This window comes from Bradyrhizobium sp. AZCC 1610, assembly GCF_036924515.1.
GTDB lineage: Bacteria > Pseudomonadota > Alphaproteobacteria > Rhizobiales > Xanthobacteraceae > Bradyrhizobium.
Genome location: NZ_JAZHRR010000001.1, coordinates 4,086,609 through 4,106,769, shown reverse-complemented (window position 1 = coordinate 4,106,769; position 20,161 = coordinate 4,086,609). Strand labels below are relative to the sequence as shown.

The following is a 20,161-nucleotide window of genomic DNA, read 5'->3' as shown; positions in this document are numbered from 1 at the left end:
CATTTCGGATCGCGCATAACACAACAGGTGCGAACATCCGCGCGTCATGCGACGGGAGTAGTCACCTGTTGCGCGCTGATGATGGTTTGCGCCGTCGCGCCTGATAGCATCGCGCAGGCGCAAGTGGTGGAGCGCAATCTGCCGCCGGAGCCGCCGCGCCGCGCGTCGGCGATCAAGATCGATACCAACGATCTTCTCAAGAGCGACGATGCAACGCCGCTCGGCGTAAATGTTCAAGCCATCGTGCTGATCGGAGTAAACGCCGGCGCGAAACAGGACGGCGGCGCGAAGGGTATCGATGTGAGTCAGGTCAGCGGAATCGACGCCGCCGCGCTTCGCGAGCAACTCACGCCATTCGTCGATCGGCCGCTCAGCCGCAAGCTGATCGCCGAAGTGCAGGCGGCGGTGGCCGCAGCTTACCGCGAGGCCGGGCGACCATTCGTGTCGGTCACGCTGCCGCCGCAGGAAGTATCGTCCGGCGTGCTCCAGTTGCGCGTGATCGTCTTCAAGGTCGCCGGCATCAAGGTGACGGGAGCCGCAGCCGAGAGCTACCCGCAGAGCCGCATCCGCCTCGTCCCCGGACAGGAAATCGATGCCCGCAAACTCGAGACCGATCTCGACTGGGCCAATCGCAATCCGTTTCGGCAGGTCGAAGCGGTGTTCGGTCCCGCCAAGGATCTCGGCATGACCGACGTCAACATCCAGGTGACGGACCGCAAGCCGTGGCAGGTGTACGCCGGCTATGCCAACAGCGGCACGCTTCTGACCGACCGCAATCGCTATTATGTCGGCGCCAGCGGCGCACCATCAGCCGATCTCGTCGCGTCCTATCAGCTCACCGGCAGCGGGAATTTCTGGGTCGACGACGGGCTGTTCAGCCGGCCCGATGACGCCAGATATGTCAGTCAGGCGGGGCGGTTGCTCACGCCGCTCGGATTGCGCACGAGTCTGGAAGTCGTGGGCGATCATGTGCTGACCAATGAGCGGCCGAACAATCTGTTCCGGATCAAGACCCAAACCAGCCAGGCATCGGCGATCGTTCGGACCGCGCTGTCCGATCTGCTGCCGCCGACGGCTGGCGATCTGCTCGGCGGCGTCGAACTCAAGCACCAGCTACGCACGACCATCTTCGATGGTACGCCCGTCGCGGAGGGCAGCGCCGATGTTGCCCAATTGGTGGTCGGATGGAACGGGCGCTGGTCGGACAATTTGGGCACCAACAACCTCGATGTCCGTTTCAAGTCCAATCCCCGCGGCATCCTGTCCGGCAACAATTCAGGCGCCTGGAACGCCTTCACCAATGGACGCGTTACCGACGTGCAGACGAATCTCGTCACCCTTGAGTATGGCCGCGTGACGCCGCTGCCGAAGAGCCTGTCGCTGAAATCGGAAGTGTCCGTGCTGGCGTCGTCCAAGCCGCTTCCGGACACCGAACGCGTCGGGCTCGGCGGGATACACGCCGTGCGCGGTTATGTGACCGAAGACGGTGCGGTCGACCAGGCCCTGATCCTGCGCAACTCGCTCTACGTCTCGATGCCCAGCATGCCTTCCTGGATGCCGGGCACGCTGGCGCCGTTCCTGCTGGCCGACGTCGGGTGGGGGCGGGATCTGTTCTCCCGGCGCGACTCCACGCTGTCGTCGGTCGGGGCCGGATTCGACTTTGCGGCCGGGTCGAACTTCAATTCCAAATTGCTGGCGGCCAGAGCAATGACCGACGGGCTGCATACCCCGGCTGGATCCTGGCGCGTGTCGCTGCAAGCGTCGGTGAGCTATTGAAGTTCGTGCAAGCCCGCGGCGGTTGAAGGGGCACAAAAAAACAAGGCCGTCGACGCAGTATACCGTCAACGACCTTGCCAGCCCCGGATATTGAAATCGGCTCACGCCATCCGGTGAATTTCAGGATGCCCGGGATTCTTGCGGGGATATGTGAACCAGTTCACAAAGGCGGAAAAAAGTTGCGGCAAGGCGTGCCGTAACGGTGGAAAATATCCCGTCACCCGGCCGCATGGCCTGATCGGGCCGCCTCCCAAGGTACCTGCAATGACGGTCGTTGTGAGGCGGCTGGACAGCCAAGGTGCTGATCAAGTTTCGGCCGGCCGCGCGTCAGCCCGCTGAGCGGGACTTCATCGCCAAGTGGCCGTCCAGACAGACCGATCAGCCGCGCGCCTTGGCGCGGCTGCGGTTCGCGCTCCGGTTTGAGCGGGGCTTTGCCTTGGCTGACCGCGTGCGCGGGGCGGCAGCCGCGGCGGGCTCGGAGGCTTGCGCGCTGGCAAAGGATTGCCGCAAGCCGTCGATCGCTTCGGTGAGCGTTCCGACCTGCTCGGAAAGCTTCCTGGTGTCGGCCTGCTGCGCGGCGAGCAGGCGGCGGACGGTCAGCAGCTGATCCTGCACCACCTGCAACTGATCGATCGATTCCTGCTGCGTCGCCTCAAGACCCTTGGTCCTCTCGACCAGTTGTTCGGATGCCTGCGCGGCGCGGGCCTGCAACTGCCGGGTCGCGACCGCGCGATCGGTCTCGGGCGCGTTGCCGGTATAGGCGCGCCACAGGGCGATAGAGCTTACGCCAAGCACAACAATGACGAGGGCCGCAGCGGCGATCGCAATCGGCTGTCCGCCGAAACGCACGATGGGGCTGGCACTCCGGGGGGCGAGTTCGATCATGCGACTCCAAATCCCGACGTGATTCAATGTTCCCGAATACCACAGGCGCGGCGGCGCTAAAACCCGGGATTTGCCGGGCTCGCGGGGGGATTTCGGGCAAAAACCCCGCAAGATCAGGGTTTTGGGCTGCAGGAAGGGCCCTGGGGCTAACGGATATGCGTCCGGATGAACTGACCGGCGTAGGCGAGCGCGCGCCGGCCGTCTTGGAGATTTGCATTCCAGACCGGCCATGCATGAATCATGTGCGGCCAGATTTGCAGCGTCACATCGACATCGGCCGCCCCTGCGGCCTCGGCAAACCGCGTTGCATCCGCGAGCAATGTCTCGGCCGATCCGACCTGAATCAAGACCGGCGGAAAGCCCGTGAGATCGGCAAACAGCGGCGAGATCAGCGGATCGCGACGATCGATGGATGGCGGCACATAGGCATCCGCAAGTTCAGCGAGATAGGCTTTGTGAATCAGCGGATCGATGGCGTCCTTGGTCGCGAGCGTGCTGCCTGACATGGTGAGATCGGTCCACGGCGAAATCAGCCAGGCGCAGGCGGGCAGCGGCTCTCCCGCCGCGCGCAAACGGTTGATCAGCCCGAGTGTCAGGTTGCCGCCGGCGCTGTCGCCACCGATCGCGATACTCGCCGCCGGGATGCCTTGGTTGCGCAGGAAGCGCCATGCCGTGAGCGCGTCTTCATGGGCGGCGGGGTAGGGGTGCTCGGGCGCCCGACGGTAATCGATCGCGAGCGTACGCGTACCCGCGTCGCGCCCGGCTTCCGTCACCAGGCGACGGTGACTGACAATCGAGCCGGAGCAGTAACCGCCGCCGTGGAAATACAGCAGCACACGCGATTTCCCGCTAGCCGGTACGATCGACCACTCACCGGCAACGCCGTCGCAATCGACGACCTCGCATTGAACGTCCGGTGCCACCGGCCAGGTTGACCCGACCTCGTCGAGGCGTTGCCGCCGCTCCGACCAGCCGACCGGCCGCGGCTTCGAGCCCAGCAACGCGCGGATGGCGTCGATCTCGCTGTGCGCCACGGCAGCTCCTCCCGATGAGGCCGTCCATCATGGCACATCGTTCGTGCAGTGCAAAAACGTAAACGGAGACGAGCCGGGAGGAAGGCCAAAATTTTTTTGAGGCCCTTGAAACCAAATCGCGGTTTTCTAATTTTTTTTGCTGCCACCGCTGGAGGCGAAGGCGGCTTAAGCCCGTCGCGCCTCGCGAAGGACCAAAAGGCTCCGGCCCGAACATTGCGGGCGGGAAGCGTTTTCCACCTTTGGGGAGAACAAAACAGTGATCGACCAGTCAGACAATGTGTTTGATCTGAATGCGGTGCTGCATCCGGCGAGCGTGTTCGACCACCCGCGCGACGTGGTCGCCGACGCGACGCTTTCGCTGAGCGAAAAGCGCGCGATCCTCGCGTCCTGGGCCTCGGACGCGGCGGCGGTGTCTTCGAATCCCACGTTGCGCGAACTTGCAGGCGCGAGACGCATCGTGACGATCGACGAGGTCCTCGAAGCGCTCTCGATGCTCGACCACAAACCGCCGGGACCGCCCGGCGGCAAGCCGATGCGGCAAAAATCCACCTCGCGCGTGGCGCTGGCGGCGTAACCTTCGAGCTATCCTTGTTCCAAAAAAGGTGCGGCCACCCTTTGGGGGAAGGGTGGCCGCGCGCGAACCGGTCTGGGACGGGGAGGGGTGGGGATGTGACCGGGTCGCGGGTTCGTAAAATCCTTTTCGTTATCGATCGCGTGACGAGGCGGTAGCGACCGCAGGGCGGTTGTCACCGAGCGAGACCCACACATTCGGATCGCTCTGCGACTGACGCTTGACGAAGCGGTAGCCGGCCTCGGTCCAGGCCAGGACGTTTTCGTTCTGGTTGTCGAGAACGAACTCGCCCTTGTCGGTCTTCACCGTCAGCACCGCGTGGCCTTCGCCCTTCTTGTCGCGCACCACTGTGATCAGCAGCGCTTCGCGCGGCCATCCGGCGTCGATCAGCATCTTGCGCTTCAGAAGCACATAGTCCTCGCAGTCACCGTAACCGTCCGTCGGCAACGACCATTTCTCGATCACACCCCAATGATCGATGTCGGTGATCGGCTTGACGGTCTCGTTGACCCACTTGTTGACCCGAACCAAATCCCGCCACGCCGTCTGCGACATCACGATGTCGCGCGGCTGTGATGCGCCGCCGCGGCAATCGCTCGCATTCTCGGCGCAGAATTCGACCCAGCCGATCGGCGAACGTGCGGTGTCGCCGAGGCTGGCATAGAGAGCGTCGCCGGCGTTCGCCGAGACGCTCATTGAAGCGCTCATCCCCAACAGGACGGCGATGACCGCCAGTCCCTTCCCCTGTCCCCTGAACAACATTGTGGCCCCCGTTTCTTGTTGGGGCCATGTTTCGCACAGAGGATTTGCGCTGCCGCTAAGTCAGGCAAGTACATTTGACGTGAATACAAGTAAAAGACGCGGCTAATTCGATCTATACTTGAATCGAATTAGACTAAAATTTGAAACAACCGCAACTGATTCAAATTTTATGCATTAACGCGCGCCGCGCTGCGCCAGCGACGGATAAGCGTGCGAAAGGCCACCGCGTTAACCCGCGTTTTGCACGCCCCAGACGCGGCAAAGGCGGCATCCGTGGTGCGGATACCGCCTCTTGAGGTCGGAAAAGCAGGGATTTTCGGCGGTTGGCGCTTTACCGCGCGGTAACTGCGTCTTCGAGCGCCTCGCCGACTTGCTCGTGGACGAACTCGAGCGCGAAGCCTTCTTCGAGGTTTCGCACCACACGGGACTGCACCTTGCCCAGCATGACCAGCGATTTCAGCGGCGGCCGGTTCTCCGCGGCGATGGCGGCGCCCGACAGCGAGAGGTCGATGATGCGGCAGGTCATCCTGCTGCCGTCCTCGAGCGTGAGCAGGGCGATCGGGTTGCGCGGCACGATGCGGTCGTGGCGGCGGTCTTCCGGCAGATTGAGGATATCGCGGTTGGCAAGCCAGGTGAGCTGGGCGGCGAGCTTGTCGCGCTTGCGCGCGGTGGCACCGACGGTCATGGCAAAGCCGTTGTCGATGATGCGGGTGATTTTGCCCTCGACCCGGCCGATATGGTCGAGATAGGCAATCACGCGGTCGCCGACATTGCCGATGCCAGGCGCCAGCAGGGCCAGCCCCCCCGGCGACATGTTGATAATCTGGCAAGGAAATTCGCGGCGGTCGGGCAGCATGTAGCGGCCGAGCAGGTGCACCTTGACGCGCTGAAAGCGCCGTCGCTCCTGGGCGGACGGTACAGTGGTTGTTTTCTTTTGCGCAAACGACATCTTCGCCACCAGACAGCCGGTCCTTCGGCGTCGGAAAGACCCTAAGGCCGACAGGGTTAACGATGTGTTATCGGCGGTTGCATGAAGCACTCAAGATTTCGGCGCGGATAATTTGGCGCAGCCGCGGCGCGACCGGCCGGCGATTTTGGTCAAGTCAGCGAGAGGCGATTGTTGCGCGCGGTGGCATTAGGGTTACTCTCGCGCCCGGCCGGGCCGGCCAAGAATGCCTGCGAACGGAGGTTGCGAAATGCCGGGTGTGAAGCGGGAACACGATGACAGCGTCGGCGTGCTGACCTTGGATGAGCCTGAGACGCTGAACGCGATGACGCCCGATCTGTTGGGCGACCTCGCGATCGCCATTGCCGAGATGACCGGCAATCCGCAGGTGAGGGCGCTGGTGCTGACCGGTGCCGGCCGTGGCTTCTGCTCGGGCCAGAACCTCAAGGCTGCGCAAATCCTGGGCGACGACATCGCCGCCGGCGTGATGAAGTATTACTGGCCGACGTTCAAGGCGTTGCGCGAATGCCGCGTGCCGGTCGTGGTGGCGGTCAACGGCGTGGCGGCGGGCGGCGGGTTCAGCCTTGCGATGGCGGGCGACGTGATCGTTGCCGCGCGTTCGGCGCGCTTCATTCAGGTGTTCAGCCGCATCGCGCTGGTCCCCGATCTCGGTTCGACCTGGCTGTTGCCGCGTCTCGTTGGCCGGCAGCGCGCGCTGGAATTGATGATGACCAATGAGCCGCTCTCGGCCGATCAGGCCAAGGAGTGGGGATTGGTCCGCGAAGTGTTCGATGACGCCGCGCTTCGTGATGGTGCGCTTTCGCTGGCGCGCAAACTTGCAAGCGGCCCGACACGCGCGCTCGTCGCGACGCGCCGCCTGATCGAGGAGAGCGAACACGCCAGTTATGCCGATCAGTTCCGCCGCGAGATCGAAACGCAGGCGGAGATCCGTCTCAGCGCCGACGCGGTGGAGGGGCGCAATGCCTTCCTCGAGAAACGTGCGGCGGTGTTCACCGGACGCTGAGAAGGGATCAGGCAATATGAAGATCGACAATGTCGCAGACCTCATCGCGGAGGTTTTAGCCTCCGGGTGCTTCGCGCCGTGATGAGCGGCCGCGGCGACGAGGTGATCGACGTGGCCAAGACCAATTTGCTGTCGCGCTAGGCCGAGTATTCGGGCACGACCTTTATTCGGCTGGATGGCTGTTCAGTGTGCTAAACAATAAGGCTCTATGTCCAAATGGCTTAAACAGTTTCTGTTTGGAGTTTGGGGTCTTCTGCTGATCCCACTGATCACGCCTGTCCTCGAAAAATGGTTGGAGGAACATGTCTTCTCCGATCCTAACGGTATGGCCACGACGGTTTTTCGTAACGCTGTGGCCACGCCCGTTTTTGATAACCTTCTCGCACTGGGCCAACAGGGTTGGTTTAAATTCGCGTTGGTCTTTTGGACCGGAATCGTACTTGGCGCCTCACTGGAATGGTTAAACCGGAAGTCGGATGAGAAAAAAGCTTCCGAGCTCCGGAGCCTCGGCTCTAAATTTCGCAGTCTTTCAGATAGCCTCAAAATTCGGACCGCGTCCTTAGGATGGCCGGACAATGTGGGTGATCTTAAGCCTGCAATCATGTCTGCATTTAACTCCGCCAGGAAATTTCAACTGTGGGTCCCGGATGAGCACGTGTACCAATTGCCGGATGCGTCATTCCTTTGTGAATACTTCAGATGTGTCGGTAAGCTTTTGGAGGATGGACAATTTGACAGGGCCAACAGGGAGGCGCTCTCCTGGAAGCCATTCCTCTATAACGTGACGCTGTCTTGAGTTCAGGCGACCTGGCCCACGAACTGCTGCAGTTCCGGCGTTCGGGGCGCAGCGAACACCTCCTTCGGAACGCCTTCCTCATGCACCTTGCCGTGGTGCATGAAGACGAGCTTGGTGCCGACGTCGCGCGCGAAGCGCATTTCGTGCGTCACCAGGATGAGCGTCATGCCTTCGCGCGCCAATTGCTCGACCACGCGCAGCACCTCGTTGACCAACTCGGGATCGAGCGCCGAGGTGATTTCGTCGCACAGCAGCACTTTTGGCCGCATCGCGAGCGAACGCGCAATGGCGACGCGCTGCTGCTGGCCGCCGGACAGTTCGCTCGGATAGGCGTCCATCTTTTCCGACAATCCCACCTTGGCCAGCACCTCGGCGGCGGTCGCGCGGGCCTCCGCCTTCGACACCTTGTTGACGACGGTCGGCGCCAGCATGACGTTCTCGGCCGCGGTCAGATGCGGAAACAGGTTGAACTGCTGGAACACCATGCCGACATGGCGCCGCAGCTCGCGCAGATTGGTGGCCAGGCCGCCGACCTCGATCCCGTCGGCGGTGATGCTTCCGGACTGGTAGGTCTCCAGCCCGTTGATACAGCGGAGCAAGGTGCTCTTGCCCGAGCCTGAGCGGCCGATGATGGCGACAACGTCGCCCTTGGCGATATCGAGCGAGACGCCTTTCAGCACCTCGTTGGCACCAAAACTCTTCCTGACGTCACGAATGCTAACGAGCGACATTGAGGCGGCCTTCGATTTTCTTCGCCCACCAGGACAGCGGGAAACACAGGCAGAAATAGATCAGCGCGACCAGCGAATAGACCAGGAACGGCCGGAAGGTCGCGTTGTTGAGCATGGTGCCGGCCTTGGTCAGTTCGACGAAGCCGATGATCGAGGCGAGCGCGGTGCCCTTGATGACTTGCACGGAGAAGCCCACCGTCGGCGCGACTGCGATGCGCGAGGCCTGCGGCAGGATGACGTAGCGCATCTGCTCGATGTAGCTGAGGGCGAGGCTGGAGGAAGCCTCCCATTGGCCCTTCGGGATCGACTCGACGCAGCCGCGCCAGATCTCGGTGAGGAACGCGCTGGTCCAGAACGTCAGCGCCAGCGTCGCGGCCATCCACGGCGAGACCTCGACGCCGAACAGCGCGATGCCGAAGAAGAACAGGAACAGCTGCATCAAGAGCGGCGTGCCCTGGAAGAACTCGATGTAGATCTTGGTGAACCATTCCAGCGGCGCGATCCCCGAGGTGCGCATGAACAACAGCACCAGCCCGACAATGCCGCCGCAGACAAACGCGATCAATGACAGCACGATCGTCCACTGCGTGGCGATCAGCAGGTTCGACAGAATGTCCCAGAAGCTGAACTGCAACATGGTTCACTTCGCCTTGAAGATGATGCGGCCGAGGCCGCGCAGCAGTGAGCGCGTCAGCAGCGCGAGCAGGAGGTAGGCCAGGGCCGCCAGCAGATAGACTTCGAAGTTCCGGAAGTTGCGCGACGCCACGAAGTTCGCGGCATAGGTCAAGTCCTCCGCCGAGATCTGCGACACCACGGCCGAGCCCAGCATCACGATGATGATCTGCGACGACAGCGCCGGATAGATCTTGCGAAACGCCTGGTTGAGAATGATGTGACGCAGCACCTCCCACTTGGTCATGGCGAGGCTGAGGCCGGCCTCGATGTGACCCTTGGGAACCGCCTCGATGCCGGCGCGGATGATCTCGGTCGAGTAGGCGCCGAGATTGATCACCATGGCGAGGAAGGCGGCGGTGGTTTCGCTGAGTTTCAGCCCGAGCGCCGGCAGGCCGAAGAAGATGAAGAACAGCTGCACGATGAACGGCGTGTTGCGGATCAATTCGACATAGACCGCAACGACGCGGCCGAGCCATACCGGTCCGAAGGTGCGGGCCGAGGCGCCGGCGGTGCCGACCGCGATGCCGGCGATCGTCGACACGACCGTCAGCACGATCGTGAAGATCAGGCCCTGTAGGAGCACGTTCCAGTAGGGCAGCAGTTCGGCGAATTGCAGTTTGTAAGACACTGCGGGCGCCCCCGGCCTCTAGAAGCCGGGCGGTAACGGCGCCTTCAGCCACTTCTCTGACAGTTTCCCGATCTCGCCCGACGCCTTCGCCTTGGTGATGATCTCGTTGACCTTGGCGAGCAGCGCCGGCTCGTTCTTGTTGAGCCCGACATAGCAGGGGCTATCCTTGATCACGAATTTCAGCGCCGGCGCACGGGCAGGGACCTTTTCGGCGATTGCGGCGGCGACCGTATTGCCGGTGGCGATCAGATCGACCTGGCCGGATACGAAGGCGGCGATGGTCGCGTTGTTGTCCTCGAAACGCTTGACGGTCGCGTCCGGCGGGGCCGAGGCGGTCAGAGCCTGTTCCTCGATCGCACCGCGCGTGGCGCCGATGGTCTTGCCCTTGAGATCGGCCGCGCTGGCAACCGCGATCGCCTTGGTGCCGAACACGCCGGAGAAGAACGGCGCATAGGCGATCGAGAAGTCGATGACCTTTTCGCGCTCCTCATTCTTGCCGAGGCTGGAGATCACGAGGTCGGCCTTGTTGGTCTGCAGATAGGGAATGCGGTTGGCGCTGGTCACCGGGATGATCTCGGTCTTCACCCCGAGTTCCTTGCCGATCAGATTGGCCATGTCGATGTCGTAGCCCTGCGGCTTGAGATCGAGGCCGGCGGAGCCGAACGGCGCAAAATCCTGCGGCACGGCGATCTTGATCACCTTCGACTTCATGATGGAATCGAGGGCGTCGGCATGGGCCTGCGTCGCCACCGCAGCAGTGGCAATTGCAGCGGCAAGCAACAGTTTCTTGAAAGGCATTCTAAGATCTCCGAGGTTACGCCAATTCACCGCCTCCGAGATCGCCCTCGGTGCGTCTTGTTTGGCTGATGTGGCCCGGCTCCACGTCGCAGTTCGACCCTGCCTGACGCCTCGCATTTAGGCAATGCTTGGCGGTGCTTTTTTTGAAGGCGTCTGTGGCTCGTTTTTCGAGCATGATCACGCGACCATGCGTTGTGCTGCGGCGTTCGTTGAACCCGTCGGTTCGTGATTACCGCAGACCTTCATACACCATGAAGCCGCGCGCGATGGCGAGCTTGCGCAAGGCGCGCGGAGCGAGCTTTTGCGGCCGGTGCAAATAGCGCCACGACGTCACCTTGAAATCGCTGATTGTGCCGAGGTCGCTTTCGAACGGCGCCAGCACTCCGGTCAGGCTGATCGGCGCATGCGCGCGGTTGTTGAATGGTAGCAGCAGCAACTCCAGATGCGCCGTCGTACCGTCTTCCGAGGTCGCGGTGATGCCGGCAATCGCCGCCAGCATTTCCTCTGCCACGTAGCTGACGATGTCCTCGATCTCGCGGCGGCTGTCCGGGGTGAACAGCGCTACGAGGCTTGTATCCTTCAGGTCGCGGCCAAGCAGGGCGCTGACCCGCGTTCCGGCGACGCGAAACGGGTAGCCGGCATCGTTGTCGTAGGACAGCACGAAGATGTCGCCGAGCAGTTCGCGCACCGCGCCGGGTTCGATTTCGCTGCGGTCCGGCGCCCGCGCATCGCCGCGCTTCGCATCCCAATAGGCGAAGAACTCGCGGCTCGATCGGTGTTTCATATCTAATCCTCGCCCCCGGGGTTGCTTCTAGCGAGACACTTCTGTCCCGCTTTTGCGCAACACGCCTTCCCTCGCGTGTTGTGCAGGACGGGCTTTGCAGCGTCCATGCCGGGAGCGCGATTTGGCCGCGCAAGCCGCGGCTTTGCGTTGTTAACGTTAAATTAACTATGAGGTTGGCGAAGGCGGGGCGGCGTGCGTAGTGTGGAACGCATCAGACGGCGCCGGCTTATCTCCAGGTTCTCGGCGCAGTTGGTACACAGGCTGGCGTCAAACAGTTTGGTCATCGCGCGGGGAGGGGCGGGGATGTGATCCCGGCTCCAAAGGGCGCGAGAAGATCAGCAAGACAAGGGAGGATGTTCTCAGCATCCTCCCTTTTTCTTTTGGCGGTAAAGCCGTGTCCCGGACGCCGCGCAGCGCCTTTGGCGGTGCGCCGCAGAGCCGGGACCCAAGCGGACTGCGTCGTGGGTCCCGGCTCTGCGTCGCGTCACTGCGTGCCGCGCCGCGTCCGGGACACGAGCACCTCTTTGCGTCAAGAATTCAGTTTGCCGGTCAAATCGTCCCAATCTGGGTTGAATTCTTCAATGAGTTTGATCTTCCAGACGCGTCGCCAGCGCTTCATCGAGTGCTCTCTCGCGCGCGCTTCAAGAATGGAATCGAACGCCTCGAAATAGACGAGTAGATCGACGCCATATTTCCGAGTGAATCCGGAGACGAGCTTGCCTTTGTGCTCCAACATCCGCCGCGCGAGATTGTTTGTGACGCCGACATAAAGCGTCCCGTTCCGTTTGCTTGCGAGGATGTAGACGAAGAACGATCCATCCATATGGTATCAAGCCAGATCATAATCAATCTTAGGGTGTAGTGTGGCAAATTTGCCAGGCATTGCCAATTCTCATGTCCCGGACGCGGTGCAGCGTTCTTCACGCTGCTCCGCAGAGCCGGGACCCACCACCCGTCGCGACGCCACTGAGACATCCACAATCTCGATTGTGCACTTGCACAGGGTGGGCAAAGCCGCCTATCTGGGACCAATACGCCTCGAAGCTGCCTTACAAGGTCCTGGCCTTTTGGAATCCCAGCCTTACTCATCCCTGGTCGAGCCGCCCGACGCCCCGCGTGAGCCGATCCTCACGCTGCCGGGCGCGCTGACGGCCTATATCGCGCTGATCGCAGCGATTCATTTGCGCGTGCTGCTGCCGGTGGAGCTGGAGAACTGGACCATCGACGTGTTCGGTTTCATTCCGAAGCGCTACGATTCCACGCTGCTCAACATCACCTTTCCCGGCGGGGCCGGCGCCAAGGTCTGGACCTTCGTCACCTATTCGCTGCTGCATGCCAATCTCAGCCATATCGGCTTCAACGTGCTGTGGCTGTTGCCGTTCGGCAGCGCGCTGGCTCGCCGGTTCGGCCCTGTCAGGTTCTTCGCATTCATGGCGATGACGGCTGCGGCGGGCGCACTGGCGCATCTCGTCACCCATGAGCACGCGATCGCGCCGATGATCGGCGCCTCGGCCTCGGTATCCGGTGCCATGGCCGCCGCCATCCGCTTCGCCTTCGTGCAGGGAAGTTTTCTTTCGTTCAACCGGGGCGATGCGGATGCCGCAGCGAAGGTTCCAGCGCTGTCGCTTGCCCGGGCGTTGCGCAACACGCGCGTGCTTGGATTTCTGGCGGTGTGGTTCGGCGTCAACATCATCTTCGGCCTTGGGGCGATTTCGATCGGCACTGAAGGCGCCAGCGTGGCCTGGCAGGCGCATATCGGCGGATTTCTCGCCGGCCTGATGTTGTTTTCGCTGTTCGATCCGGTGCCGCGTGCGGCGCCGCATGCGGCGGACGTTTCATCGCCGGACGAACCTGGCCGCGTCTGATCGCCGCTTGCGGCGAGCGGCGATTTCATCCATCATCCTCACAGGTTGTAATGCAGGCCGCAGAACTGTTGATTGAAGACTCGCGAACAAGTCGGGCTCTCGGGGGCGCGAACGGATTCAGGGAGGCGTCAATGACGGTACGTTCAATTCTCGATACCAAGGGCCATCAGATCGAGAGCGTCGAGCCGGACGCCAAGCTTTCGGCTGCGATCAAGGTCCTTGGCGAACGCAAGATTGGCGCCGTGCTGGTGATGAACCAGGGACACCTTGAGGGCATTTTGTCAGAGCGCGATATCGTCCGGGTGCTGGGCGAGCGCGGCGCCAGGGTGCTCGAGGAACCGGTCAGCGCCGTCATGACGCACAAGGTCGTGAGCTGCCGGGAGTCCGACACCGTCGCCGGGATCATGGAAATGATGACGCTGGGCAAGTTTCGCCATTTGCCCGTGGTCGAGGACGGCAAGGTGGTGGGCCTGATTTCGATCGGCGACATCGTCAAGCGCCGCGTCCAGGAATACGAGACCGAGCAGGAAGCGCTACGCGACTACATCAAGACGGCCTGAGCTTGTTTTGACGCGTTTTCTTAGCGCGAACCGGTAACCACTTCGCTTGAAAACGCTACGCTATTCCTTCGCGGCCTTTTCGACCGCTGGCTCGGCTTCACCCGCCGGCGGCGGCGCCAGAATGTGGATCGCCTCCTGGATCGAATCGATGGCGCGTTCGGCCGCGCGCACGCCGTGGGCGATCAGGTCGTCGGCGCGATGAAAATCGAACCAGCCGATCTTGCCGACGCGGGGCGAGATCAACAGATCGGGCGGATCGCCCGCCAGCCGTGCGCGGGTGATGCGGTCCTGCATGATGTTGAAGGCATCGACCATGACCGAGGAGATGCCCGGCCGTCCGCCGCCGCCGAAGAACTCGCGCTTCATGGTGCGCTCGGCGGAGAAGAATTTTCCGATACCGCGTTTCCGCGGCTCGGGTTCGGGCAGCGCTTCCGGCATGACCGAAACCGAAACGCCGGCCGAGGGGCCGTGGGAATAGATCGTCGTGGAATGCGAGAAGACGTCGCTGGAGAGATTGGCGGCTATGACGATCTCCGCGCCGAGCGCGCGCGCCGCCGACACCGGCACCGGATTGACCATGGCGCCGTCGACCAGCCAGCGGTCGCCGATCAGCACCGGCGAGAATATTCCGGGCAGGGCATAGGAGGCGCGCATCGCGTCCACCATCGGGCCATGGGTCAGCCAGATCTCGTGGCCGGTGCGGACTTCGGTCGCAACGGTGGCGAATTTCACCGGCAAGTCCTCGATCAGGCTTTGGCCGACCGCGGCCTCGAGTTCGGCCGCAAGCTTGGCGCCGCCGATCAGGCCCGAGCCGTTCAGGCGGATGTCGAGATAGGAGAGGACGCTTCGCGGCTGCAAGCTGCGCGCCCATTCTTCCAGCGTGTCGAGATGTCCGGCGGCATAGGCGCCGCCGACCACGGCGCCGATCGACGTTCCGACTACGACGTTGGGAATGATTCCGTGGGCCACCAGCGTCCGGACGATGCCGATATGGGCAAAGCCACGTGCGGCGCCGCCTCCCAGCGCCAGCCCGATCACCGGCCGGCGGATGCTGCCGAGCCCGACCTTGTCGTGGGCCTTGTCTTGGGCATCGGAGCCCTTTTGGCCGCGGCCCATCCAGCTATCCAACACGCTAACTCTCCTGCGGCTTCAACGATATCCGCCGCGGCGCGGCCGCGCCAGAATAGTCCATTCCGATCCGCCTGCATGGTTTATGCCCGGCGAAAACGGCCTAGGCAGGGAATGTGACTGGACCACGACCGCAGGATTAACATTGGGTGCCGGTGCCGGTTCCGCCACCGATACCGGTCGAACTTCAGCTCCGGAGGCTTGAATTTGCCGCGTTTTCGGTGAAAAGCATGGCCATGATTTCGCGGGGTGACGGTATCGTTGGATTCGGGCGGGGTGGATGGCCTTTCCCGGCGCTGGTGCTCGCCTTGACGCTGGCCGCTTTGCTTCCGGCCCCGGTCTCGGCCCAGTGGTTCTCGGACCGCCCGCCACCGGTGCCGCCCGCCGTGGTTCCGGACTCCCAGACCGGGCCTGCCATGAATCTGGCGCCGCAGTCGGGGACGGGGACTACCCCAACGCTTCCCGCGCCGTTGACCCAGCCGACCATCGTTCAGCCATCGCTTGCCACGATCCCTCCGGTGGTGCCGCCGCCGGGGGCCGCGACCGCAGGCCAGGCGGTGCTGTCGCTGACGGCACGCTACGGCAAGGATCTGCCGGTCATCAACGGCGGGCTGGTGTGGCGGGTGTTCGCCGACAAGCCCGACGACACCGGCACGTTCAAGCTGATCCGCGAGGAGCGCGGCGCGACCCCGAACATCGTGCTGCAGCCCGGCAATTACGTCGTCCACGTGGCCCTCGGCCTGGTCAGCGCGGTGCGGGCGGTGAGCCTGAAAGCGGAGACCGATCGCGTCGCCTTCGTGCTTCCGGCCGGCGGACTGCGCATCGAGGGCCGCGTCGGCACCAGCAAGATTCCGCCAAACCAGATTTCGTTCGCGCTCTACAAGGGCAGCCAGTTCGAAGGTGGCGCTGGCGCCGAACGCCAGTCGCTGGTCCCCAACGTGGCCGCAGGCGATGTCGCGCTGCTGCCGGAGGGGACCTATTACATCATCTCCAACTATGGCGATGCCAACTCCGTCGTGCGCTCCGACATCCGCGTCCAGGCCGGCAAGCTGACGGACGTGACCGTCAGCCACCGCGCGGCGGTGATCACGCTAAAGCTCGTCAGCGACCGGGGTGGCGAGGCGCTCGCCAACACGGCGTGGTCGGTGATCACGCCGGGCGGCGACGTCATCAAGGAATCGATCGGCGCGTTTCCGCGCGTGGTGCTGTCCGAGGGCGAATACCGGGCGATTGCCAAGAACGAAGGCAAGGTGTTCGAGCGCCCCTTCAACGTCGTCAACGGCGTCGACGGCGAGGTCGAGGTCGTCGCGCGGTAGCCGCGTGTCCCGGACGCAGCAGGGTCTGTACACAAAAACTGCGAAAACAACCCCATGCAAAGTAGAATGCGCCGGTTCTGAGCACTCACGCCGCTTGCGTCCGGGGCATGAGGAGGTCCGCCATCACGGCTCAACCCAACCTCATCCTGCTCTAGCCGCCGAACGGCATCGTCATGCCCGGCAACGACCCGCGGCGTGTAGGCTTCAAAACCGCGTCACGATATCCGACAGCGCCGGGCGCGGGCGATCCTCGGCCGGCTTTACCGGCGTGCCGATATGGATGAAGCCGGCCAGCCTTTCGTCCGCCTTCAATCCGAGCCCGTCGAGCACGTCGCGATCGAACGCGAACCAGCCGGTGAGCCAGGCGGCGCCATAGCCGAGCGCGGTGGCGGCGTTGACGATGTTCATCGCGCTGGCGCCGGCGGACAATTCCTGCTCCCAAGCCGGTACCTTCGGATGCGGCCGGGTAAAGCTCACCACCGCGATCACCAGCGGCGCGTCCATCAGCCGGCGCTTTTCGATCTCGATGTCGGCAGTCGGTGCGGCGGGATTCTTTTTCGCGAATACCTGCGCGATGACGTCGCCGGCCCGCGCCCGCGCGTCGCCTTCGAACACGATGAAGCGCCACGGCGTCAGCTTGCCGTGGTCGGGCACCCGCGCGCCGATGGTCAGGATGGTGTCGAGTTCGGTCGCGGTGGGGCCGGGGCCGCTCATCTCGCGGGGCTTGACCGAGCGGCGGATCTTCAGGAGTTCAATGGCGTCGGGCACAAGGGTCTCTCATCGGACGGGATTGGGGGATTGCCTAACACGAAGATAGGGTATCGACGAAGCCGGCAAAAGCCGTTTTAGACGGATTATGATCAGGTCTCGGTCCCGGCGTCATGCTCGTTACGTCCAGCGGCCGCCGAGCTCAGCTCATGATAAAAGTCTTGGTCCCAAAGTGGGACTATGCTAGGTTGGCGCTGTGAGGGTGATAGCGCTCAGCACGATCAAGGCTTTTCTTAGTCGCGGCCAGGGCGTAAGCGATGCCCACGAGCCGGTGATGGCCTGGTTTCGACAGGTGAGGCAGGCGGACTGGGCAAAGCCGGCGGACGTCAAGCGAGACATCCGCAGCGCCAGTATTCTCAAGGACGGTCGTGCGGTCTTCAATATCGCCGGCAATAAGTATCGCATCGTTGTGTGGATCAACTATCCCTATCGCGTGGTCTATATCAGGTTTATCGGGACGCATCGGCAATACGATGCAATCGATGCGCAGAGCGTTTGAGGTTCAGTCATGAATATCGCACCGATCAAATCCAATCGTGACTATCGCCGGGTTCTCAAGGAAATCGAAGGATTGATGAGTGCCCGCCGCAACTCGCCCGAGGGAGATCGGCTCGACGTACTAGTCACGCTTGTGGAGGCATGGGAGCGCAAACATTACAGGCTCGATCTGCCGGACCCGGTGGAGGCGATCAGGTATCACATGGAACAGAGCGGATTGCAGCCGCGCGATCTCATCCCGTTTATCGGCAGCCGAAACCGAGTGCACGAAGTACTCAATCGCCGACGCGAGTTGACGCTCAATATGATTCGGCGACTGCATGAGGGGCTCGGCATTCCAGCCGAGTCCCTCATCAAGATCGGGCAGAACAAGGCTGCCTAGGCCGCCGCCCGCGCCCGCTTCACGTCCGGCGGGGTCGCTTCCTCGACGAGGGCGGCCAGCGCCTCGTCGGTCGGCATGACCTTCTGCCCATCGCTGCCGAGCCGGCGGATCGAGACCGAGTGGGTCTCGGCCTCCTTCTTGCCGACGACGAGCAGGGCAGGGATCTTCGCCAGCGAGTGCTCGCGGACCTTGTAGTTGATCTTCTCGTTGCGCAGGTCGATCTCGACGCGCAGCCCGGCGCGCCGCGCGGCAGCTGCAACCACCTTGGCGTATTCGTCGCCTTCGGAGGTGATCGTCGTGACCACCACCTGGGTCGGCGCGAGCCAGAGTGGGAAGCTGCCGGCAAAATGCTCGATCAGGATACCGATGAAGCGTTCCATCGAGCCGCAGATCGCACGGTGCACCATCACCGGCGTCTTCTTGGAGCCGTCGGCGTCGATATAGAATGCGCCGAAACGCTCGGGCAGGTTGAAGTCGACCTGCGTGGTGCCGCATTGCCAGTCGCGGCCGATGGCGTCGCGCAGCACATATTCGAACTTCGGTCCGTAGAACGCGCCTTCGCCGGGATTGATCGCAGTCTTGATGCTCTGATTGTGGCTGTTCGTCTTGATCTCCTGGAGCACGGTCGCCATCACCCGCTCGGCATGGTCCCACATCTCGTCGGTACCAACGCGCTTGTCCGGCTTGGTCGAGAGTTTTATCGTGAGCTCACCCTCGAAGCCGAAATCCGCGTAGGTCGACAGGATCAGATCGTTGATTTTCAGACACTCGTCGGCAAGCTGGGCCTCGGTGCAGAAGACATGCGCGTCGTCCTGCGTAAAGCCGCGCACGCGCATCAGACCGTGCATGGCGCCCGACGGCTCGTAGCGATGCACCACGCCGAACTCGGCAAGACGCAGGGGCAGGTCGCGGTAGCTCTTCAAGCCATGCTTGAAGATCTGCACGTGGCCCGGACAGTTCATTGGCTTGAGCGCAAACCAGCGCTTGTCCTCGGCCTCGTCGCCGGCCGACTGCGCCGCGAACATGTTTTCGCGGTACCAGTCCCAATGGCCTGAAGTTTCCCACAGCGCCTTGTCGAGGATCTGCGGCGCGTTGACCTCACTGTAATCGCCGGTCAGGCGGCGGCGCATATAGGCGATCAGCGCCTGGAACACCGTCCAGCCCTTCGGGTGCCAGAACACCACGCCGGGGCCTTCCTCCTGGAAGTGGAACAGGTCGAGCTCGCGGCCGAGCTTGCGGTGATCGCGCTTCTCGGCTTCCTCGATCTGCTTCAGGTAAGCGTCGAGCTCTTCCTGCCTGGCAAACGCCGTGCCGTAGATGCGCGTCAGCATCGGGTTGTTCGAATCGCCGCGCCAATAGGCGCCCGCCACCTTCATCAGCTTGAACGCGTTACCGACCTTGCCGGTAGAACTCATATGCGGACCACGGCAGAGGTCGAACCAGTCGCCCTGGAAATAGATCTTGATCGGCTCGTCGCCGGGAATGGTGTCGACCAGCTCGACCTTGAAGGCTTCGCCCTTGTCGCGGAACACCTGTTTGGTCTTCTCGCGGTCCCACACTTCCTTGGTGAAGGGTTTGTCGCGCGCGATGATCTCACGCATCTTCTTTTCGATTGCCGCAAAATCTTCCGGCGTGAACGGCTCGTTGCGGAAGAAGTCGTAATAGAAGCCGTTCTCGATCACCGGGCCGATGGTGACCTGCGTGCCCGGCCACAGCGACTGCACCGCTTCGGCGAGCACATGCGCGCAGTCATGCCGGATCAGTTCCAGCGCGCGCGCATCCTCGCGGTTGATGAGCTCGATCTTCGCATCGCCCGAGATCGGATCGTTGAGGTCGGCGACGACCCCGTCGAGCGCCATCGCCACCGTGCGTTTGGCGAGCGAGGGCGAGATGCCCTTGGCGATGTCGAGCCCGGTGATGTCCCTGGGGTATTCGCGTTTCGCGCCGTCCGGGAAGGTGAGGGTGATCTTTTCCAGGGGCTCGGCCGGTTTCAAATTGGCAAGGCCAAACTGGAATCCGGATGCGGGGGAATTGCTGTCAGGCATGTCGATCTCCTAAAGCTCACTCCTGCGAACGAGCGCAGGTAAGCGGGAAAGCAGCGGTATAGCAGGGGATTCGGCTCCTGCAATCGGGCAATTTGCTAAACAGGGCGTGATGGAAGCAGCCGCGGGCGCTATATCCGGGGCCTCATTGCCCCGGAAAGCCGGATTGCTTCTTCATAGCCCGACAATGCG

The 20,161-nt window shown here is 62.8% G+C and carries 22 protein-coding genes; 9 read left to right on the top strand and 13 right to left on the bottom strand.

Features of this window, described 5'->3' with window-relative positions:
• Positions 1–78 precede the first annotated feature (78 nt).
• The gene (locus V1279_RS20405) at positions 79–1,776 is read left to right on the top strand and encodes a ShlB/FhaC/HecB family hemolysin secretion/activation protein (protein WP_334439335.1); all 1,698 of its coding nucleotides are present in this window, start codon (positions 79–81) and stop codon (positions 1,774–1,776) included.
• Between the two features lie 378 nt (positions 1,777–2,154).
• Here the strand turns inward: V1279_RS20405 and V1279_RS20400 are convergent, their stop codons facing one another.
• Together V1279_RS20400 and V1279_RS20395 are read right to left on the bottom strand one after the other, a co-directional pair.
• Positions 2,155–2,661, bottom strand: a complete 507-nt coding sequence (locus tag V1279_RS20400; protein WP_334439332.1) for a hypothetical protein — start codon at positions 2,659–2,661, stop codon at positions 2,155–2,157.
• Positions 2,662–2,807: 146 nt separating this feature from the next.
• Complete coding sequence (locus tag V1279_RS20395; RefSeq protein ID WP_334439330.1) at positions 2,808–3,695, bottom strand: alpha/beta hydrolase; 888 nt, start codon at positions 3,693–3,695, stop codon at positions 2,808–2,810.
• 256 nt (positions 3,696–3,951) lie between these two features.
• Between V1279_RS20395 and V1279_RS20390 the strand changes: the two genes are divergently transcribed.
• Positions 3,952–4,269 carry a hypothetical protein gene (locus tag V1279_RS20390; RefSeq protein ID WP_334439328.1) on the top strand — a complete coding sequence of 106 codons (318 nt, stop codon included), beginning with the start codon at positions 3,952–3,954 and terminating at the stop codon, positions 4,267–4,269.
• 129 nt (positions 4,270–4,398) lie between these two features.
• On the opposite strand, the gene V1279_RS20385 is transcribed toward V1279_RS20390, so the two are convergent.
• A complete protein-coding gene (locus V1279_RS20385; RefSeq protein WP_334439326.1) occupies positions 4,399–5,028 on the bottom strand; it encodes a transglutaminase-like cysteine peptidase in 630 nt (209 codons plus the stop codon).
• A 331-nt stretch (positions 5,029–5,359) separates the two neighbouring features.
• Positions 5,360–5,977, bottom strand: a complete 618-nt coding sequence (locus V1279_RS20380; RefSeq protein ID WP_334439324.1) for a PilZ domain-containing protein — start codon at positions 5,975–5,977, stop codon at positions 5,360–5,362.
• Between the two features lie 247 nt (positions 5,978–6,224).
• On the opposite strand from V1279_RS20380, the gene V1279_RS20375 reads away from it, so the two are divergent.
• Both V1279_RS20375 and V1279_RS20370 read left to right on the top strand, forming a co-directional pair.
• Positions 6,225–6,998 carry an enoyl-CoA hydratase-related protein gene (locus tag V1279_RS20375; protein WP_334439321.1) on the top strand — a complete coding sequence of 258 codons (774 nt, stop codon included), beginning with the start codon at positions 6,225–6,227 and terminating at the stop codon, positions 6,996–6,998.
• A gap of 208 nt (positions 6,999–7,206) precedes the next feature.
• Positions 7,207–7,794, top strand: a complete 588-nt coding sequence (locus tag V1279_RS20370; RefSeq protein ID WP_334439318.1) for a hypothetical protein — start codon at positions 7,207–7,209, stop codon at positions 7,792–7,794.
• 2 nt (positions 7,795–7,796) lie between these two features.
• Here the strand turns inward: V1279_RS20370 and V1279_RS20365 are convergent, their stop codons facing one another.
• From V1279_RS20365 to V1279_RS20340, 6 genes are all read right to left on the bottom strand, one after another.
• Positions 7,797–8,525: an amino acid ABC transporter ATP-binding protein gene (locus V1279_RS20365; RefSeq protein WP_334439315.1), complete on the bottom strand. Its 729-nt coding sequence runs from the start codon at positions 8,523–8,525 to the stop codon at positions 7,797–7,799.
• On the bottom strand, positions 8,512–9,162 hold the full coding sequence (locus V1279_RS20360) for an amino acid ABC transporter permease (protein WP_334439312.1): 651 nt from the start codon (positions 9,160–9,162) through the stop codon (positions 8,512–8,514). Before V1279_RS20360 ends, V1279_RS20365 begins: the two co-directional genes overlap by 14 nt.
• A 3-nt stretch (positions 9,163–9,165) precedes the next feature.
• Positions 9,166–9,828 carry an amino acid ABC transporter permease gene (locus V1279_RS20355; RefSeq protein ID WP_334439309.1) on the bottom strand — a complete coding sequence of 221 codons (663 nt, stop codon included), beginning with the start codon at positions 9,826–9,828 and terminating at the stop codon, positions 9,166–9,168.
• A gap of 18 nt (positions 9,829–9,846) precedes the next feature.
• The gene (locus V1279_RS20350; protein ID WP_334439307.1) at positions 9,847–10,626 is read right to left on the bottom strand and encodes a transporter substrate-binding domain-containing protein; all 780 of its coding nucleotides are present in this window, start codon (positions 10,624–10,626) and stop codon (positions 9,847–9,849) included.
• A 229-nt stretch (positions 10,627–10,855) separates the two neighbouring features.
• On the bottom strand, positions 10,856–11,410 hold the full coding sequence (locus V1279_RS20345) for a PAS domain-containing protein (RefSeq protein ID WP_334439305.1): 555 nt from the start codon (positions 11,408–11,410) through the stop codon (positions 10,856–10,858).
• A 529-nt stretch (positions 11,411–11,939) separates the two neighbouring features.
• Positions 11,940–12,233, bottom strand: a complete 294-nt coding sequence (locus V1279_RS20340; protein WP_334439303.1) for a GIY-YIG nuclease family protein — start codon at positions 12,231–12,233, stop codon at positions 11,940–11,942.
• Positions 12,234–12,477: 244 nt separating this feature from the next.
• Between V1279_RS20340 and V1279_RS20335 the strand changes: the two genes are divergently transcribed.
• Positions 12,478–13,275 (top strand): rhomboid family intramembrane serine protease, encoded by a 798-nt coding sequence (locus V1279_RS20335; protein ID WP_334439301.1) that lies wholly within the window; start codon positions 12,478–12,480, stop codon positions 13,273–13,275.
• A 131-nt stretch (positions 13,276–13,406) separates the two neighbouring features.
• Positions 13,407–13,835: a CBS domain-containing protein gene (locus V1279_RS20330; RefSeq protein WP_334439299.1), complete on the top strand. Its 429-nt coding sequence runs from the start codon at positions 13,407–13,409 to the stop codon at positions 13,833–13,835.
• A gap of 60 nt (positions 13,836–13,895) precedes the next feature.
• Here V1279_RS20330 and V1279_RS20325 read toward each other — a convergent pair whose 3' ends face one another.
• Positions 13,896–14,966: a patatin-like phospholipase family protein gene (locus V1279_RS20325; RefSeq protein ID WP_334439297.1), complete on the bottom strand. Its 1,071-nt coding sequence runs from the start codon at positions 14,964–14,966 to the stop codon at positions 13,896–13,898.
• 233 nt (positions 14,967–15,199) lie between these two features.
• Between V1279_RS20325 and V1279_RS20320 the strand changes: the two genes are divergently transcribed.
• Positions 15,200–16,279, top strand: coding sequence for a hypothetical protein (locus V1279_RS20320; protein WP_334446492.1), 1,080 nt, complete (start codon positions 15,200–15,202; stop codon positions 16,277–16,279).
• 204 nt (positions 16,280–16,483) lie between these two features.
• On the opposite strand, the gene V1279_RS20315 is transcribed toward V1279_RS20320, so the two are convergent.
• On the bottom strand, positions 16,484–17,047 hold the full coding sequence (locus tag V1279_RS20315) for a nitroreductase family protein (protein WP_334439295.1): 564 nt from the start codon (positions 17,045–17,047) through the stop codon (positions 16,484–16,486).
• Positions 17,048–17,321: 274 nt separating this feature from the next.
• Between V1279_RS20315 and V1279_RS20310 the strand changes: the two genes are divergently transcribed.
• Both V1279_RS20310 and V1279_RS20305 read left to right on the top strand, forming a co-directional pair.
• Positions 17,322–17,546 (top strand): type II toxin-antitoxin system HigB family toxin, encoded by a 225-nt coding sequence (locus V1279_RS20310; protein WP_334439292.1) that lies wholly within the window; start codon positions 17,322–17,324, stop codon positions 17,544–17,546.
• 9 nt (positions 17,547–17,555) lie between these two features.
• Complete coding sequence (locus V1279_RS20305) at positions 17,556–17,927, top strand: helix-turn-helix domain-containing protein (RefSeq protein ID WP_334439289.1); 372 nt, start codon at positions 17,556–17,558, stop codon at positions 17,925–17,927.
• Here the strand turns inward: V1279_RS20305 and thrS are convergent.
• Positions 17,924–19,972, bottom strand: coding sequence for a threonine--tRNA ligase (thrS, locus tag V1279_RS20300; protein WP_334439286.1), 2,049 nt, complete (start codon positions 19,970–19,972; stop codon positions 17,924–17,926). The two genes, V1279_RS20305 and thrS, sit on opposite strands and share 4 nt — an antisense overlap.
• Positions 19,973–20,161 lie beyond the last annotated feature (189 nt).